The organism is Streptococcus sp. KR (assembly GCF_002238115.1).
Lineage (GTDB): Bacteria > Bacillota > Bacilli > Lactobacillales > Streptococcaceae > Streptococcus.
Genome location: NZ_NGVM01000168.1, coordinates 1 through 400 on the forward strand (window position 1 = coordinate 1; position 400 = coordinate 400).

General features: G+C 36.2%; 1 pseudogene. It reads left to right on the top strand.

Annotation, left to right across the window (positions count from 1 at the left end):
* Positions 1-335 (top strand): annotated as a pseudogene (locus CBI42_RS11445) (VirB4-like conjugal transfer ATPase, CD1110 family); the annotation flags it as partial.
* Between the last annotated feature and the right edge of the window lie 65 nt (positions 336-400).

The window sequence follows — 400 nt, forward strand, 5'->3', positions numbered from 1 at the left end:
TCTTTAAATTGTGGAGTCGTGTCAGAAAATATGGAGCCAGTCCGACTGGAATAACTCAAAACGTCGAAACCTTATTGTTAGATCCAAATGGTAGACGGATTATTGCAAATAGTGAATTTATGATTCTCCTCAAGCAAGCAAAAAATGATAGAGAAGAACTGGTTCAACTCTTAGGCTTGTCAAAAGAACTTGAAAAATACCTTGTAAATCCAGAAAAAGGGGCAGGACTGATAAAAGCTGGTTCAGTTGTTGTTCCCTTTAAAAATAAGATTCCTCAAGGTACTCAATTGTTTGATATCATGAGTACAGATCCTGATAAAATGGCTTCTAATTAAGGGGAAGGTAAATGAAGGATAAAAGAGAAATCATACGTGCCCGAAAGGCATTTAGAAGAAGTCTA